The sequence below is a fragment of the uncultured Eubacterium sp. genome (genome assembly GCF_945980375.1).
In the GTDB taxonomy this organism is placed as follows: Bacteria; Bacillota; Clostridia; order Oscillospirales; family Acutalibacteraceae; genus Eubacterium_R.
On the sequence record NZ_CAMFQO010000009.1, the window covers coordinates 1 to 17,667 of the forward strand.

The window sequence follows — 17,667 nt, forward strand, 5'->3', positions numbered from 1 at the left end:
AAAAACCGCTTATTATGGGAATAGTAAACGTAACACCCGACAGCTTTTCGGACGGAGGCGAGCATTTTGATCCGCAAGATGCGGTTGATTATGCGTTACAGCTTGTAAGCGACGGGGCGGATATTCTTGACTTTGGTGCGCAAAGCACTCGACCGGGCTACACACAGATTTCGCCTATCGAGGAAATGGATAGGCTTGAGCCTGTTATTTCAAGGGTTAGAGCGTTGACTGATGTTCCCATCAGCATCGACACGTTTTATCCCGTTGTAGCACTTAATACTATCGAATGGGGCGCAAACATCATCAACGATGTAAGCGGTGTTGTCAGTGAAAAAATGGCAAATGTTGTCAGGGATAACGGTGCCGGCTGGATAATAATGCACAATGGCACAGGCGGTGTAAATGAGGTGCGAGATTTCTTCATATCGTCTGCAAAAAGGTGCGAGGAGCTTGGGATAGATAAATCACAGCTTTGCTTTGATATGGGAATAGGCTTCGGCAAGGACAGAAAGCAGGATTTGTCGCTTATTTCGTCCGTAGGCGATTATAAGCTGCAGGGTTATCCGTTATTACTCGGAACAAGCAGAAAACGCGTTATAGGCGAATACGGCGGTGAAAGCGAGCCGAAAAACAGAGATTACGGCAATGTATCAGCCGATACGGTGGCTGTTTTGGGCGGAGCCGATATAATTCGTATGCACAACGTAAAAGCAGAAAAGCAGGGTGTATATTTTGCATATGCCGTAAAAAACGCAAGGGAATAGATTATGGATAAAATTTCAATTAAAGGATTAAGGCTTTTTGCATACCACGGTGTTAACCCCGAGGAAAAGGAAAACGGTCAAACCTTTGTTATAGATATGGATTATTATGTAAACATAGCAAGGGCATGCCAAATGGATAGTATTGACGATACCGTAAGCTATGCAAGGGTTGTAAAGGCAATACGCAATGCATTTTGCGAAAATAAATATGATTTGATAGAAAAGGCCGCACAGGTTGTTGCCGATGCCGTGCTTGAGGAGTTCCCTGATATTTTTAAGGTGGATATTACCCTCAAAAAGCCCGAGGCACCCATAAAGGCAGATTTTGATTACGTTGCAGTTACTATATCGAGGGAAAGATAATGGATTACATACTATCACTTGGCACTAATATCGGCGACAGAAAAAATAATATCGAAAAAGCGATTGAGGCAATAAATTCCATTCCGTATACGGATGTGAAGAAAATGTCGTCCGTATACGAAACAGAGCCTGTCGGATACGCAAAGCAGGATGATTTTTACAACTGCGTTGCCTATGTTTCAAGCAGGCTTGAGCCAAACGAAATGCTTGGCGTCTGCCTTGGTATCGAAGCAGGCTTCGGCCGTGAAAGAGGCATTAAAAACGGACCGAGGATTTTGGATATAGACCTGATTTTTGCAGAGGATTTGACTATTAATTCGCTAAACCTCATCTGTCCTCATCCGCGGTACAGCGAGCGCAGATTTGTTCTTGAGCCCTTGCTTGAGCTGTTGCCGAGCGGAGAATTTTACGGAATAAAATTTGCCGATTACATTAATGATATTGAAGGTCAGGCAGTGCGAATTGCACATACATCAATAAACATTAAATAAAAAATTTCATAAAAATAAAAAATTACCTGCGTTATTATCACCTGTTTTTCAAACAATAATATTGCTGAAAAGCATGATTTGTGATATTACGGAGGTATTTTTTATGAGTTCAAAATCTGCAAAGATAGTTATGAAATGTGTCGGCGCAACACTTGCACTTTGCTCTGCAATGGCAATAGCAGGCGGATGCACCGCATCGTCAGGCTCGGCATCAACCAAAAAATTTATAAAGAAAACGGTCAACAAAATGTCCGATATAGTTGATGCAGTCGCAACGTTTATGTAAATCCCTAAATTTCGGCTCTCCTTGTTGCAGGTGACAGAGGGGATAAACAACAAACAAAGCGGATTGAACCCGATGTTCAACCCGCTTTTGCGTTTTTAATATTTATGCTATTAAGCCTTGTTTACAGAACCGAAAAGCTCCATCTTTTCCTTAACGGTGTCGCAAATTGCCTTTGCACCGTCTGCAAGAAGCTTACGTGGGTCAAAGCCCTTGCCCTCAAGGTCCTTGCCTGCCTCGATGTACTTACGTGTTGCCTCCTGGAAAGCAAGCTGACATTCTGTGTTTACGTTAATCTTTGATACGCCGAGGTCGATTGCTTTTTTGATCATATCCTCAGGGATACCTGTACCGCCGTGAAGAACAAGCGGCATAGCGCCTGTCTTTTGCTGAACAGCGTCAAGTGTTTCAAATGAAAGGCCTGCCCAGTTTGCAGGATATTTGCCGTGGATGTTGCCGATACCTGCGGCAAGCATATCAACACCAAGGTCTGCAATCATCTTGCACTCGTTAGGGTCTGCACATTCGCCTGCACCTATAACGCCGTCTTCCTCGCCGCCGATTGAGCCAACCTCTGCCTCGATTGAAAGGCCGAGTGCGTGAGCAACGTTTACAAGCTCTGTTGTCTTTGCAACGTTCTCTTCAATAGGATAATGAGAGCCGTCAAACATAATTGATGTAAAGCCTGCCTTGATGCACTTGTAGCAGCCCTCGTATGTGCCGTGGTCAAGGTGAAGAGCAACAGGAACGGTAATGCCAAGCTCCTCGTCCATTGCCTTTACCATTTGTGCAACTGTTTTGAAGCCTGTCATATATTTGCCTGCACCCTCTGATACACCCAAAATAACAGGACTGTTAAGCTCTTGAGCTGTAAGAAGAATAGACTTTGTCCACTCAAGGTTATTGATATTGAATTGTCCTACTGCGTAGTGACCTTCCTTTGCTTTTTTAAGCATTTCTGTTGCGGAAACTAACATAATTTTACTCTCCTATATATTTGTTATTTTTGAGCTTTTGTGCTCGTTACAATATAGTATAATACAATTATACCTAAATATCAACTAAAATTATTCAATATCCATTACGGATTTGAGAATATATTTTGCACTCTGTTGGATTTCGCCGAGGGTTATGCCGTCGGGCTTGCCGAGTGTTGCAAGCAATGTTCCGTCAGGCTTGCCGTTTGTAACACGGTCTCCGCCCGGCATAAGCAGATTTACGCCCGACCTTATGCGGTAAGCCTGGTCACGCAAATTCGGGAACTCAATGCTCTTTGACGGCTTCATCCACCAGTCAGTCATTACGTTGCCCTCGTAGCCCCACTCGTTTCGCAGTACGGTTACGCAGGTGTCGTAGTTGTAATGGCACCATACATTGTTAATTTTGTTGTACGATGTCATAATGTTTTTGGGCTGACTGTCCTTTATGCAGATTTCAAATGCCTTTAGGTAAATTTCTCTTAATGCTCTTTCGCTTATCTGCGAATCGTTTGTGTTGCGGCAAAGCTCCTGATTGTTGCACGCAAAATGCTTTGGACACGCAGAGCCTCCCTGCGACTGAATACCCTTTACACAGGCGGCACCCATTTTACCGCTGACATACGGATCCTCTGAAAAATATTCAAAGTTTCTGCCGCACAGAGGATTGCGGTGAATGTTCATACCCGGTGCAAGCAATACATCGGTGCCTTTTTCTTTCATTTCCTTGGCGACTATTGTATAAAGCTGTTCAACAAGCCTTGTGTTGAACGAGCAAGCCAAAAGTGTGCCAATCGGCAAAAGCGAGCAGCAGGAAATAAGCCTGATTCCCGACGGCCCGTCGGTTGTGATTATAGGACGAATACCTTTGTTGCGCAGGCTTTCAAGCACACCGCCGTAAGCACCTGCGTTACCTTTCGGGCCCAAAGGACTGTCCATTTTGTAGTCGCCCCTTGTGATTGCCTCAAGCTCGGTGTTGTCAAGCTGTGCCACAAATTCGTCAAGGGTTGCCTTGCCGTTTTTAACGTCTGCAAGCTTTATACCCTTGTCACCTGTTTGCTCAATGGCTGCGGGCAGGTTGTTGAGTATTCTTGTTGCAAGGTCGTATTTTTCCTTGGCAACATGCTTTGAGCCGAGATATATCTTTCCCGATTTTTCCTCTGCTCTCCAAACGATAAAGTCATTTTTAGGTGAGCAAACCTGCTTTAGCTGTTGCCAAAGTTCTGTGCCCTCCTGAAAATATGTAAACACCTTTTCTGCCTGACGCACATTATTGCCGGCATAAAAGCTGTATTCGCCTTTTTCGATAACATATGACGACGCGTTGTTTGTTGAGCCGCAGTCGTCAAACGATGTCAGCTGATACATATCAACAAAAAGCGTAATGCTTTGGCTCTGCTTCGGCTCAAGAAGCTCTGTCTTTTCAAATGCCGCCAAGGCTCTGCTTGGATTGCCCAGCCTTCCGCAGGGCTTGCCGAGATAAAGCTGTACGGTTTCTTTGCCTGCGACGTCGCCTGTGTTGGTAACGGTAAAATTAAACTCAAAGCCGTTGTCATTTGCTTTTACATCGTTACACTTAATTTCAAAGCTTGTGTAGCTCAAGCCGTATCCAAACGGATAAAGCACCTTGTCCTGTGCAAAGCTTTCAAAGTAACGGTAGCCTACAAAAATATCCTCTGTGTATTCGTTTGCCTTTTTGTTGCCGAAGCTTGCTGATGACGGATAATCGTAATAGTTTCTTGCTATTGTGTCGGTCAGTCTGCCGCTTGGGTTTACCTTACCGCAAAGGAGGTCTGCAACGGCATTTCCGCTTTCCATACCTCCCTGCCAAACATACATAACGGCACCGATTTTATCTCCGTAATGCTTTACCCAGCTCATATCAATGATGTTGCCGACGTTCAGCAAAACAACAACCTTGTCAAAGTGAGCCGTTACGGTGTCGAGCATTTCAATTTCCTCATCGTGCAGGAAGTAGCTTCCGTTGTCCAAATCACAATCTCTGTCCTCGCCCGATGACCTGCCGATTGTTACAACAGCCACGTCGCTGTCTGCCTTTGCCTGTGCCACGATTTCGTCGGTCAGGGGCATTTCCCAATAACGCAGGGGCCAGTGTGCCCAATATCCGTGCGATACAGGATTTTTCTCTATCCACTCAAGGTAAATGCTGTGCAGGGTGGTGTTGAGCTTTAGCCTGTCGCAGTTTTCTATACCCTCGGCAATGTCTATGTTGTACGGCCTGATAACATCACCGCCGCTGCCGTAGCCTACAAAAAAGTAATCCTTGTATGTTCTGCCGAACAGCGACACGGTTGTGCCCGCGGCAAGAGGAAGCAAGCCCTTGTTTTCAAGCAATACAGCACCCTCGGCAGCCGCCTGCCTTGCAAGCTCCGGCATACCGTCCGATATTACGGTTTCTGTTTGTAATTTGCTGTTCTCCTCCTGTGACAGAGAATTAAAGCGCGATACAATATTACCTATTTTGTCATTGATTTTTTCTTTGATTGTCATATTGCTTCTCCCGAAAATTATGTTGTTGGCTTGTATTGCTCTTTGAACAATTCCTCAAGATGCTCGCTTGTTTTTGCAAGCCGTCTTTGCGATACAAAAAATACTATCTCGTCACCCACCTTGAGTTCAACATCTCCGTTTGGAGTAATGCTGTCCTCGCCTCGCTCTACGGTGATAATCAGTGCGTGCCTGCCCCAATCAACATCCTTGATTTTTTTGTTTGCAAGGTCGCTGCCGGTAGGTATTACAAATGATTTGATAATTTTTTCCATTCTCGGTGCGGTGTATCCGTCCGTGTCGGTAGAAATTCTTGCAAGCAAGGCTTCGTATATCGGCTCACTGCCGAGAAGGTTTGACACGGCATAGCTTGTAAGCGCAACCGTAACAAGAGGCAAAAAGTTGTTCATATTGCCTGTAAGCTCAAAGACCAGCACAACGCCGGTGATAGGGCTTTTGATTGTGGCAGAGAAAAATCCTGCCATACCGATAACTGCAAATTCCTCCCACAAGCCGTAGGGTAAGCCTGTAAAATGCAGAACAACCGTGCCTAATGATGCACCCAAATATGTACCCAAAATGCAAAGAGGATACAGCGTACCGCCCGGCGCACCGCAGGCAAAGCAAATTGCACCGAACAAGAACTTTGCAACGAGCAGACCGAACATTACGGGAAGAGCAGGCTTTTCGTTCATAAGGTATTCTACCATGGAATGACCGCCGCAAAGCACCTGCGGAACAAGCAAGCCTACAATTCCGCTGAACACAAACACGGCGGGAAGAACGAGCCTGTTCGGAATATTTTTCAGTTTTTTGAAGCTGTCAAGCGTTTTGAGCATAATTTTTGTGTAGCCCACGCCCGACAGACCGATAATGATACCGAGCAAAACAAGTATCCAATAATATTGAAGCGGAAAGTTAACCGTGTCGTAATTGAATATTGTGCTTTGGCCGAAAAACAGCTTGGAAACATAGTCGGCAACAACGGTTGCAACAATGCCCATACACAGAATGTTTTTGTCAAACGAATGATGAATTTCCTCAAGCACAAACATAATGCCTGCAAGCGGTGCGTTGAATGCCGCCGCCATACCCGCGCCTGCACCGCAGGAAATCATACGAAGCTCGGTGGTTTTGTCCGCCTTGGTGATTTTTGCAACACCCTTTGCCGCCATACCGCCGAGCTGAACGCTCGGACCCTCTCTGCCGAGCGACAAGCCTGCAAAAACCGATGCCGTTCCGCCGATAAGCTTGGCAAGGATAACCCTCCACCATATCGGAGCCTTGCGTCCTTTAATTTCGCCCGTAACCTGCGGAATACCCGAGCCCGCACAGTCCGGCTCCCACTTGACAATGTAGGACACAAACAGACCGATTACAGCAAGCGCCGCAAGCCAAAGAGCAATTTTCCACCAATTACCGCTGATGCCTGTTAAAACCTTGTTGAGTCCGTCCTCCGCAAATGACAGCATATATCGGTACAGCACGGCGATAAGTCCGGCGGCAACTCCAACCTCCAGACCTCTTATTACAAGAAAAAACGCCTCGCTTCTTTTTGATTGAATTTTTCTGATTGTGTTTATTTTCTTTGGTTCTTCCATACCTATATTATATATACAGTCACATAATTTTTCAAGACAATTATTACCAAATCAGGCTGTCGATAAATGGTCTGAACCACGCCAAAAGAAAATATATTTGGCGCCCCTTTTATGCAATAAAGGGGAGCTGTCACCGCAGGGGACTGAGGGGATAAAAAACAGATTGAACATCGAGTTCAATCTGCTTTTGGCGTTTTTCGCCTTTTGCTCGGTCGAGGTACCCTCGTACATCTTCCCTTGCAAAATGCAAAATTCAGTTCCATTTCTCAACAGTCTGCCAGCGTGATTTATATTAATCTCTGAAAATGATTGCTTCTCTTTCAGGGCCGTTTGATACCATATTTATTCTGTGGCCGAGCTCGTTTTCAATGAACTTAACATAATCCTGTGCCTCCTTTGGAAGCTTGTCAAATTCCTTAATGCCTCTGATGTCGCAATGCCAGCCCTTGAGGGTTTTGAGTACAGGCTTTGCTTTTTTGAGAAGTGAGGTTGTAGGGAAGTCCTTCGTGATTTCACCGTCGATTTCATAGCCAACGCAAACCTTAATTTCCTCAAGATATGAAAGGCAGTCGAGCGCAGTCATAACAACCTGTGTTGCACCCTGACATTCAATGCCGTAGCGAGATGCCACGCAGTCAAACCAGCCGACCCTTCTCGGTCTGCCTGTTGTTGCGCCGAATTCGCCCTTGTCGCCGCCGTGAATACGCAGGTCCTGAGCCTCGTCGCCGAAGATTTCGGATACAAATTCGCCTGCACCTACTGCCGATGAATAAGCCTTTGTTACAACAACGATGTCCTCTACCATATGCGGAGGAATGCCTGCTCCTACACAGCCGTAGCCTGCAAGAGTTGATGATGATGTAACCATTGGATAAATACCGAAGTCAGGGTCCTTAAGTGTACCGAGCTGACCTTCAAGCAAAATGTTTTTGCCGTCCTTTATGGCGTCTGCAATGTACTTGTGGGTGTCGCAAACATAAGGTGCAATCTTTTCTCTGTACTCAACGCAGGTTGCGTAAAGGTCGTCCTCGTTGAGCAGAGGCTTGTGGTATACGTGCTCAAGAGTAAGGTTCTTAAGAGTGCAGATGTTTTTAAGCTTTGCCTTTAATGTTTCGTCATCAAACAGCTCGTTAACCTGAATACCGATTTTTGAATACTTGTCGGAGAAGAAAGGAGCAATACCGCTTTTTGTTGAGCCAAATGCGTTTTTGCCGAGCCTTTCCTCCTCATAAGTATCAAGCAAAATATGATACGGCATAAGGATTTGCGCTCTGTCGCTTACGAGAAGCTTTGGATTAAGTCCTGCCTTTTTAACATCCTCAAGCTCGTTGATGAATTTGTTGATGTCAAGTGCAACACCGTTGCCGATGATACAGGTTGTGTGGTCGTAGCACACACCTGACGGCATAAGGTGAAGTGCAAATCTGCCATGCTCGTTTATGATGGTGTGGCCTGCGTTTGCGCCACCTTGAAAGCGGATGACAATGTCGCTTTTTTCAGCGAACATATCAGTGATTTTTCCCTTGCCCTCGTCGCCCCAATTGGCGCCTACTATTGCTCTTACCATAACAGAAAATCTCCTTTAGACTGTGTTATATTTATTTGATTGACGGTTTACTTCTTTTTGATGTTGCCGCCCTTGTTTCCTTTGCATTTTACGCTTTTGATTGTTACCTTTTTGGCTGTTTTGTGAACATAGATACCCTTTTTCTTGTTCGAGCTGATTTTTCCGCCGGAAATCTTGGCAGATGAAGAATTGCGAACAACAATTCCGTTTTCCTTACAGCTTGAAACGGTGTTGGATTTCAGCGTTGCACTTGATTTTGTATCAACACAAATTCCGTTTTTGCTGAACTTTGAAATCTTGTTTGATGAAGCGGTAATGCTCTTTGATTTTACAAGGTACAGTCCGTTACCCGAATATTTAACCGAGTTGCCGTAAAGCTTGTTGCTTTTTATGCTTGCCGTGTTGCAGCTTTCAAGCTTAACACCCTGGCTTTGATTAGACGATGTTCCGCCCTTTTTAACGGATACCGTGTTGCTTGTAATTTGAGATTTGCACGCACCTGTCAGCCAAATGCCGTAGCCGTAGCTGTTCATTGTGATTTTGTTGCCTGTAATCTTTAGGTTGTACACCTGATAATCTCCGGCAGGGATGCCTTTGTTTGATGAGCCGGTCTTTATGCCGTATGCCTTTATGCCGTATGGCACAACCTTAAACTGATTGTCGCTCGGTTTGTTCAGCGAGATTGTGTTGTTGCTGATGGTTGAGCCCGTGTCCTTAACGGTTTGTTTTGCCTTGTAATATGTGTTTGCAAAGCCTTGGTTAACCGTCCTGAACAAAATGCCCGCACCGCTGTTGCTTATCACGTTGTTGCTGATTGTAGCCCCGATGAAGTTTGCACAGGTGATTGCGTATCCGCCTATGCCCGTAAAGGTGTTGTTGAGGATTTTTACATTGCGCATATATGTGCCTGTTTGCACACTGTGTGCGCCAACACCACGGTTAACGTTGCTGAATTTGCAGTTTCTAACGGTAACGTTTTCAACACCGAGTCCGTCGTAGCTTACATCGTATGCTCTGCCGGTGTAGTGATTTTTAACCAAAACGTCAAATTGGATAGCCTCCATGTTAACGTTTTTGTTTTCCGTTCTGTAAAAACCTGAAAATGTGCAGTTATTTACGGTAACGTTTTTGCAGCCTGCAACGGTAAGGTGGTGGCTGTCGCGGCAGTTCTTAAAGGTTACGTTGTTAAACACAAGGTTGGTTGTGTGGTCAAAGTTTGCAATACCGCCCTTTTTTGATACGGTTGTTGCGTTTGCATCAAATGTACCGCCGGTAACAGATATGTTTTGATAATAGCCATAGCCTTTTGCGGGGTCTGTATTTCTGCCCACTCTGAGCATAGAGCCTGCGTAATCTCCCTTGATAAAGGTAACACCGTTAAGATTTAAGTGCTCGTTTGAATAAATGGTGATGTTATTCGTAAGGGTGTATGTGCCTGCAGGCACAACAAACTCGTACTGGTTTTCGGGAGTGGCAACGGTTTCGTAATCTGCAAGAGCTTTCCTTATTGATTGTGTAACGTCGCCCGAAACATTAATTCTAACTATCTGTCGTTCGGCAGCCTGCACACTGACAGGAGCCGAAGCAGCCACACCGGCTATCATCAGCATTGCCATAGCAAGTGATAACATTTTCTTTTTCATATTTCACAACTCCTTTGATGGTTGATAGTTGATATTAATGGTGGAAAAGCCTTATGCCTGTCATTGCCATTGCAATACCGTGGCTGTCGCAGCACTCGATAACATTTTCGTCTCTTACCGAGCCGCCGGGCTGTGCAATGTACTTAACACCGGATTTAACCGCTCTTTCTATGTTGTCTTCAAACGGGAAGAATGCGTCGGAGCCGAGAGCCACATTGTCCATTTTTTCGTGCCAAGCAGCCTTCTCCTCTGCGGTAAACGGCTGTGGTTTTTCGGTAAAGTATCTTTGCCATACGCCGTCCTTTAGCAATTCCTCGTAATCGTCCGAAATATAAAGGTCAATGGCATTGTCGGCATCACACTTTCTTATGCCGTCGATAAACGGAAGATTGAGCACCCTTTCGTTTCTTCTAAGCCACAGCATATCCGCCTTTGAGCCTGCCATTCTTGTGCAGAGAATTCTGCTTTGCTGGCCTGCGCCTACACCGAGGGTTTGTCCTCCCTTTGCGTATACAACCGAATTTGACTGTGTATACTTAAGTGTAATCATAGAAATCAACAGGTCGATTTTTGCAATCTCGGGAATGTCCTTAACCTTTGTAGGCATATCGTTAAAGAGGTCCATGGTGATTTTTGCATCGTTGCGCTTTTGCTCAAATTTGATGCCGAAAACCTGCTTTGTTTCCATAGGCTCCGGAGTGTAATCCTTATCAATTTGAATGATGAGGAAGTTGCCTCGTCTTTTGGATTTAAGAAGCTCAAGTGCCTTTTCGCTGTATGACGGAGCGATAATGCCGTCGGAAACCTCTTTCATAAGGAACTGTGCAACCGATTCATCACATTCGTCCGAAAGGGCAACAAAATCGCCGAATGATGACTGTCTGTCACAGCTTCTTGCTCTGACGTAAGCCTGTGCGATAGGAGAAAGCTCAAGTCCCTCAGGCACCATACAAACCTTTCTGTCGGTTTCGTCAAGCGGTTGTGCAACTGCCGCGCCGGCGGGAGAAACGTGCTTAAAGCTTGCCGCACTTGCAAGACCTGTTGCCTCCTTAAGCTCCTTAACAAGCTGCCAGGAATTAAACGCGTCAAGAAGATTGATGTAGCCTGCCGCACCGTTAAGCACGGTAAACGGAAGCTCCTTGCCGTCCATATGAATCCTTGCCGGATTTTGATTTGGGTTGCATCCGTATTTCAATTTGTACTCTGTCATATTCAAGCTCCTATATATACTCATTATATTACATTCTACATTGTACAATATTTTGTTGCAGTTTGCAAGTGAGTTTGGTACAATATTTAAGGTAATTTGTAAAAAGGGGCGGGGTAATGTACGGCTTTTTGGTAGTTAATCACTATTTACACGGAAAAAAATATGACGACCTGCACGGTCATCTGCTTTGCTGTGCAAAAAATATGGGCATTGATTTGCGTCTTGTGACAAATCAGGACGCTGTATTTGTTGACGAAAACCCCGATTTTGTGCTGTTTTGGGACAAGGATATTTTGCTTGCCGAAGCACTTGAAAAAAAGGGAATTCCCGTTTTCAACAGTGCAAGGGCAATAGAGCTTTGCGACAATAAGGCAAAAACGTTTGTTGCACTTGACGGCATTGTGCGTCAGCCTAAAACCGTGTTTGCACCTCTATCGTTTTTTGATGCGGATTATACCGAATTTGTGCAAAGGGCAGTAGGCGTGCTGGGCTTGCCTGTTGTTTTTAAGGAATGCTTCGGCTCGTTCGGTGAACAGGTGTTTTTGTGCAACAGCGTTGAGGATGTACTCTCTCACGTTAGCTCAAAGCCGTTTTTGCTTCAGGAATACATCGAGTGCGGCGGCACGGATGTAAGGCTTGAGGTTGTCGGGGGCAGGGTTGTTACAGCTATGCGCAGAAGCAATAAAAATGATTTTCGCTCAAACATAACAAACGGCGGTGTTGCCGAGGCATATACCCCTACCGAGCAGGAGGCAGGGCTTGCCGTTGATGCCTGCAAGGCTCTCGGCTTAACCTTTGGCGGAGTTGATATTATGCAGGGCAATACGGTGTGCGAGGTTAATTCAAACGCACATATTATCAACATTATGCAAACAACAGGTGTGGATGTTGCACCGCTGATTTTTGAGGAAATATTGGGAAGAATATGAAAATAATTTTGGTTTATTCGCCCGATGAGGCAAGGCGTAATTCCTATGTAGTCAGCCGATTTGAAAACGAACTCGGTGCCGTGCTTGTTGCACCCGATTACAGAGGAGATGCCGATGTTGTAATCAACAGAAGCAACAATTATGCCATTGCGAATTATTACGAAAGCAAGGGCGCAAGAGTGTTCAACGGTGCCGAATTTACTCGTTTGGCTAACGACAAACAGCTTTGCTACGATTTTATGCAGGAGCACGGCGTGGAGATTATGCCCACCCGATACAGCACACCGCCCTTTGTAAAAAAGCCTCGCGATTCTCACGGAGGCAATGGGGTTGTGATGTGCAGTGATTCTGCCGAATATGACGAAGGCTTTGTCTGCCAGAAGCCTGCCTCGGATTTGGGCAGGGATGTCAGGGTTTGGGTGCTCGGCGGAAAAATCGTTGCGTCGATTTTGCGTGTATCAACAACGGATTTTCGCTCCAATTACTGCCTCGGGGGCAGTGCACAGATGTACAGCCTGTCTGCCGAGGAGCAGGGCAGGGTGCAGAAAATAATCGATTTGGTAACGCCCCTCGGTGCCGATTATTACGGTGTGGACTTTGTTTTTGATAACGGCAGGGCAATTTTCAACGAGCTGGAGGACGCCGTAGGCGCCAGAATGATTTATGACCTCACGGATACAGATATAATTGAAATGTATATACAATATATAAAAGCCACAATCGGCTCCCCTTAATGTAAGGGGAGCTGTCGTCATTTATGACGACTGAGGGGATAAAAAAATACGGATTAAACTCAAGGGTTTAATCCGTATTTTGCTTTATTGTTTTATCCAAGCAGGAAGTAGCCCAATACTCCGTACACCGTGGACATCATTACAAATATGTTGGCAATTATGCTTGTTTTGCCCTTGCCGATTCTTATCACTATACCCACGGCAGAAACAATCAAACCGCACCAGGCGATAATTGCCTCTCGCATATAACCGTCGGGCAGTGATGTTGCGCTGATAAATGTTACAAGTACATTTAGTGCAACGGCAAGCCAAAAGAAGATTATATGCACGGTTTCGTTGCCCTTTGGCTTGAACATAAATATTGATGTGATTACAAACGAAAATGCGATTACTATCCCTAATAACAGCATAGGGCTCAAGGCTAATGTAGGCATAATTTCTCCTTATTTCATAAACTTGTCGATAGCTGTGTTCAGCTCGTCAATCATCTGTGTGTCGCCGTCCTCAACTGCGTGAACAATGCAATGCTCCATATGGTCCTTGAGTATTACCTTGCCCGTGTTGTTTATGGCGGATTTAACGGCCGCAAGCTGCACCAAAACATCGCTGCAGTCCTCGTCGTTTTCCACCATTTGCTTAACCTTTTGCAAATGCCCGATAGCACGGGCAAGACGGTTTGAAACCTCGCGCCTGTGCTCGTCGGAATGATGATGGCGGTGTGTATGTTCGGTATTGCTCATATTCCACCTGCCGATTACTTAAAGTAGCTTACACCGCTTTCAAATATCTTCATATCCTTTTCAAACGGTACGTTCTTGTATAGCTCGTCACCCTTACGCTCGCAGTGTCCCATCTTGCCGAGAACTCTGCCGTCAGGTGATGTGATACCCTCAACTGCACATACAGAGCCGTTAGGGTTAAACGGCATATCGTCACAAACCTCGCCGTCAAGGTTAACATACTGTGTTGCAACCTGACCGTTTGCGATAAGCTTTTTCATAACATCCTCGTTTGCAACAAATCTGCCTTCACCGTGGCTGATAGGCACAGCGAACACGTCGCCTGCGTTTACACTTGAGAACCAAGGCGATTTAACGCTTGTAACCCTTGTGTACGCCATTGACGAAATGTGTCTGCCGATTGTGTTGAAGGTAAGTGTTGGATCGTTTTCGTTGATGTCCTTAATCTCGCCGTACGGTACAAGGCCAAGCTTGATAAGAGCCTGGAAGCCGTTGCATATACCGAGCATCAAGCCGTCACGGCAGTTAAGAAGCTTTTGTACAGCCTCGCTGATTTTCGGGTTGCGGAATGTTGTGGCAATAAACTTGCCTGAGCCTTCAGGCTCGTCACCGCCGGAGAATCCGCCCGGAAGCATAATGATTTGGCTTGATTCAATTTCTTTAACCATTTTGTCAATTGTTTCGTTAATTGCAGACGGTGAAAGGTTGTTAACCACAAGAATTGAAGGCTCTGCACCTGCCTTTTCAAATGCACGTGCAGTATCAATTTCGCAGTTTGTACCCGGGAATGCAGGAATGAATACCTTTGGTCTTGCAACCTTGTTTTTTGCAACAAAGATAGAGCGCTCCTTGTACAAAGGTACATCTGCATACATTTTTGCCTTTTTGCCGGAGTCTGTCGGGAACACTCTTTCAAGCTTGCCTGTCCAAGCGTCAATAAGCTCGTCACAGGTGTAAACCGTACCGTCAATGATAAATACGGCATTGTCGTTTGTTGTACCCAAAACGGTACCGCCAAAGTCGTCGTTGCCGTCTGTTTCAATTACAAAGCTTGCCTGAAGCGGAGCAAACAAATCCTTTTGTGAAAGGTTTGATGCAAAGGTGAAGCCTGTTTTGTTACCGAATGCCATTTTGCAAACGGCAGCAGCAGCACCGCCCTCCTTAACAACACCGACAGCAAGAACCTTGCCCGATTTAACCGCATCGGCAATTTTCTTCATAAGTGCAAGAGCCTCGCTGTATGCGGGCAGACCTGTCTTTTCGTCAACAGGAAGCTTAACAAGCTTAACCGTTGAGCCTGCGTTTTTGAACTGTGCAGATACAACCTGCGATGCCTTTGTAATGCCAACGGCAAACGATACAAGCGTAGGCGGAACATCAAGGTCGTTAAAGCTGCCGCTCATTGAGTCCTTACCGCCGATTGACGGAACACCGAAGCCTATTTGTGCAGAAAGAGCACCAAGCAAAGCGGCGGTCGGCTTGCCCCAACGCTTAGGGTCGTTGCCGAGTCTTTCAAAATATTCCTGGAATGTCAGCCTTGCGTCTGTCGGGTCACAGCCTACTGCGGCAAGCTTTGCCATTGATTCTGCAACGGAAAATGCTGCCGAGTGGAACGGTGACCAACGTGAAACCTTTGGAATAAAGCCGTAGGACATTACGGTTGCCGTGTCTGTGTTGCCCTCAAGCAGAGGAATTTTTGCAACCATTGCCTCCTCCGGAGTAAGCTGATACCTGCCTGCGTACGGCATAAGTACAGTGCTTGCGCCGATTGATGCGTCAAATCTTTCAACAAGTCCCTTTTGGCTTGCAACCTCAAGGCGTGAAAGGTTTGCCTTTAGTGCCTGTGCGTTGCTCATACCCTTTAGCTCGGCAGGCACTTGCTCTCTGTATGACGTGTCGTCAACAGGGGCAATCTCTGCCTTTGCGTGCTGAACAACACCGTTTGTATTGAGGAAATCACGGCTGAGGTCAACGATTTTGTCGCCTCTCCATGTCATTTCCAATCTGTTGTTATCAGTAACTCTTGCAACAACCGTTGCCTCGAGGTTTTCCTCGTTTGAAAGGGCAATGAATCTTTCAACATTTGCCTTGTCAACAACAACAGCCATTCTCTCCTGTGATTCGGAAATAGCAAGCTCTGTGCCGTCAAGACCGTCGTATTTCTTAGGCACTGCGTCAAGGTCAATCTTTAAGCCGTCTGCAAGCTCGCCGATAGCAACGCAAACACCGCCTGCGCCGAAGTCGTTACAGCGCTTAATCATTTTTGATACCTCAGGGTTGCGGAACAGGCGCTGAATTTTTCTTTCTGTAGGCGGATTACCCTTTTGTACCTCTGCACCGCAGGTTTCAATAGATGAACTGTCGTGTGCCTTTGATGAGCCTGTTGCACCGCCGCAGCCGTCACGGCCTGTGCGACCGCCGAGAAGGATGATTACGTCCTCGTTTTGTGGCACCTCGCGGATAACGTTCTCCTTTGGCGAAGCACCGATAACAGCACCGATTTCCATCCTCTTTGCAACGTAGCCGTCGTCATAAAGCTCTGTAACCTGACCGGTTGCAAGACCTATTTGGTTGCCGTATGATGAATAACCAGCAGCCGCACCTGTGGTAATTTTTGCCTGCGGAAGCTTTGCGTCAAGAGTATCCTCAAACGGTGTGGTAGGGTCGCCCGAGCCGGTAACTCTCATTGCCTGATATACGTATGCTCTGCCTGAAAGCGGGTCGCGTATAGCACCGCCGAGGCAGGTTGCGGCACCACCGAACGGCTCAATTTCCGTTGGGTGGTTGTGTGTTTCGTTTTTGAACTGAACAAGCCACGGCTCTGTTTTGCCGTCTATCTCAACATCAACGTTAATGGAGCAAGCGTTGATTTCTTCGCTTTCGTCAAGATTTGTAACAATTCCTCTCTTTTTAAGCACCTTTGTGCCGAGGCAAGCCATATCCATAAGGCAAACAATCTTGTCCTTGCGCTCGCCGTAAACCTCACTGCGAAGCTCAAAGTATTGCTCAAGAGCCTCCTCGATAGCCTTTGAGTATTTGCTCTCGTCAACCTTAATTTCGTCAAGCTGTGTTGCAAAGGTGGTGTGACGGCAGTGGTCGGACCAATATGTATCAATAACCTTAAGCTCTGTCAATGACGGGTCACGGCCTTCGTCGTTCTTAAAGTAATCACGCACCCAGCAAAGATCCGCAACACTCATGGCAAAGCCCATAGATGCGTGGTACTGTGCAATTTCGTCATCACTTTTTTTGATAAAGTCTTCAATTCTTACGATGTCGGCAGGCACGTCGCTCTTGATGTCAAGAGTGTCGGGCTTGTCCATTGATGCAAGCCTTGATTCAACAGGGTTGATAACATACGCCTTGATTTTGTCAAACTCTGCGTCTGTGATGTCGCCCTTAACTGCGATAACCTTTGCAGATGCAACAACAGGTCTTTCACCTACCGTAAGAAGCTGAATACACTGTGCGGCAGAGTCGGCTCTTTGGTCGTACTGTCCGGGGAGATATTCTGTTGCAAAAACTCTCCATTCATCGTCAAAGCTCATCTCGTCATAATACACATCATCAAGATTTGCCTCGGAAAAAACACCTTTAACAGCCGCATTAAAGCTTTCCTCCGACAAGCCCTGTGCATCATATCGGTTGATGATGCGAACATCCTCCAAGCCGGTAATGCCGACATTGCTTTTGAGGTCCTCCAACATATGAACAGCCTCAATGTCGTTACCTTTTTTCTTTTCTGCGAATACTCGATAAACCTTGTTCATAAACTTGCTCCTATGTATACATTAATAATGATATAATATTTTATCATACTTTATTATGGATTACAACGAAAAAATTTCAAATACATA

General features: G+C 45.8%; 15 protein-coding genes. 6 read left to right on the top strand and 9 right to left on the bottom strand.

Going from position 1 to position 17,667, the window contains the following annotated elements:
- The 4 genes from folP to Q0P34_RS04015 all read left to right on the top strand — a co-directional run.
- Window positions 1-764: dihydropteroate synthase (gene folP, locus Q0P34_RS04000; protein WP_294953220.1), on the top strand; the 764-nt coding region annotated here is incomplete at its 5' end.
- Window positions 765-767: 3 nt separating this feature from the next.
- Window positions 768-1,127 (top strand): dihydroneopterin aldolase, encoded by a 360-nt coding sequence (folB, locus tag Q0P34_RS04005; protein WP_294953223.1) that lies wholly within the window; start codon window positions 768-770, stop codon window positions 1,125-1,127.
- On the top strand, window positions 1,127-1,618 hold the full coding sequence (gene folK, locus Q0P34_RS04010; RefSeq protein WP_294953225.1) for a 2-amino-4-hydroxy-6-hydroxymethyldihydropteridine diphosphokinase: 492 nt from the start codon (window positions 1,127-1,129) through the stop codon (window positions 1,616-1,618). The genes folB and folK overlap by 1 nt, the downstream gene beginning before the upstream one ends.
- 103 nt (window positions 1,619-1,721) lie before the next feature.
- Complete coding sequence (locus Q0P34_RS04015; protein ID WP_294953228.1) at window positions 1,722-1,904, top strand: hypothetical protein; 183 nt, start codon at window positions 1,722-1,724, stop codon at window positions 1,902-1,904.
- A gap of 110 nt (window positions 1,905-2,014) precedes the next feature.
- Here Q0P34_RS04015 and fba read toward each other — a convergent pair whose 3' ends face one another.
- The 6 genes from fba to Q0P34_RS04045 form a co-directional block, all read right to left on the bottom strand.
- Entirely contained in the window at window positions 2,015-2,878 is an 864-nt protein-coding gene (gene fba, locus Q0P34_RS04020; protein WP_294953231.1) for a class II fructose-1,6-bisphosphate aldolase, read from the bottom strand.
- 90 nt (window positions 2,879-2,968) lie between these two features.
- A complete protein-coding gene (locus tag Q0P34_RS04025; protein ID WP_294953234.1) occupies window positions 2,969-5,389 on the bottom strand; it encodes a glycoside hydrolase family 3 C-terminal domain-containing protein in 2,421 nt (806 codons plus the stop codon).
- Window positions 5,390-5,406: 17 nt separating this feature from the next.
- A complete protein-coding gene (locus tag Q0P34_RS04030; RefSeq protein WP_294953236.1) occupies window positions 5,407-6,987 on the bottom strand; it encodes a ClC family H(+)/Cl(-) exchange transporter in 1,581 nt (526 codons plus the stop codon).
- A 292-nt stretch (window positions 6,988-7,279) separates the two neighbouring features.
- A complete protein-coding gene (locus tag Q0P34_RS04035) occupies window positions 7,280-8,554 on the bottom strand; it encodes an adenylosuccinate synthase (RefSeq protein WP_294953239.1) in 1,275 nt (424 codons plus the stop codon).
- Window positions 8,555-8,601: 47 nt separating this feature from the next.
- On the bottom strand, window positions 8,602-10,197 hold the full coding sequence (locus Q0P34_RS04040) for a right-handed parallel beta-helix repeat-containing protein (RefSeq protein WP_294953241.1): 1,596 nt from the start codon (window positions 10,195-10,197) through the stop codon (window positions 8,602-8,604).
- 34 nt (window positions 10,198-10,231) lie between these two features.
- On the bottom strand, window positions 10,232-11,407 hold the full coding sequence (locus Q0P34_RS04045) for a phosphoribosylaminoimidazolecarboxamide formyltransferase (RefSeq protein ID WP_294953244.1): 1,176 nt from the start codon (window positions 11,405-11,407) through the stop codon (window positions 10,232-10,234).
- A gap of 116 nt (window positions 11,408-11,523) precedes the next feature.
- Here Q0P34_RS04045 and Q0P34_RS04050 point away from each other — a divergent pair, with 116 nt between their 5' ends.
- Window positions 11,524-12,336: a RimK family alpha-L-glutamate ligase gene (locus Q0P34_RS04050; protein WP_294953247.1), complete on the top strand. Its 813-nt coding sequence runs from the start codon at window positions 11,524-11,526 to the stop codon at window positions 12,334-12,336.
- The gene (locus Q0P34_RS04055; protein ID WP_294953250.1) at window positions 12,333-13,070 is read left to right on the top strand and encodes an ATP-grasp domain-containing protein; all 738 of its coding nucleotides are present in this window, start codon (window positions 12,333-12,335) and stop codon (window positions 13,068-13,070) included. Before Q0P34_RS04050 ends, Q0P34_RS04055 begins: the two co-directional genes overlap by 4 nt.
- Before the next feature lie 92 nt (window positions 13,071-13,162).
- Here Q0P34_RS04055 and Q0P34_RS04060 read toward each other — a convergent pair whose 3' ends face one another.
- Genes Q0P34_RS04060 through Q0P34_RS04070 form a run of 3 tightly spaced genes read right to left on the bottom strand, consistent with a single transcriptional unit; the run spans window position 13,163 to window position 17,580 of the window.
- Window positions 13,163-13,504 carry a hypothetical protein gene (locus tag Q0P34_RS04060; protein ID WP_294953253.1) on the bottom strand — a complete coding sequence of 114 codons (342 nt, stop codon included), beginning with the start codon at window positions 13,502-13,504 and terminating at the stop codon, window positions 13,163-13,165.
- 9 nt (window positions 13,505-13,513) lie between these two features.
- Entirely contained in the window at window positions 13,514-13,810 is a 297-nt protein-coding gene (locus Q0P34_RS04065; protein WP_294953256.1) for a metal-sensing transcriptional repressor, read from the bottom strand.
- 14 nt (window positions 13,811-13,824) lie between these two features.
- Entirely contained in the window at window positions 13,825-17,580 is a 3,756-nt protein-coding gene (locus Q0P34_RS04070) for a phosphoribosylformylglycinamidine synthase (RefSeq protein WP_294953259.1), read from the bottom strand.
- Window positions 17,581-17,667 lie beyond the last annotated feature (87 nt).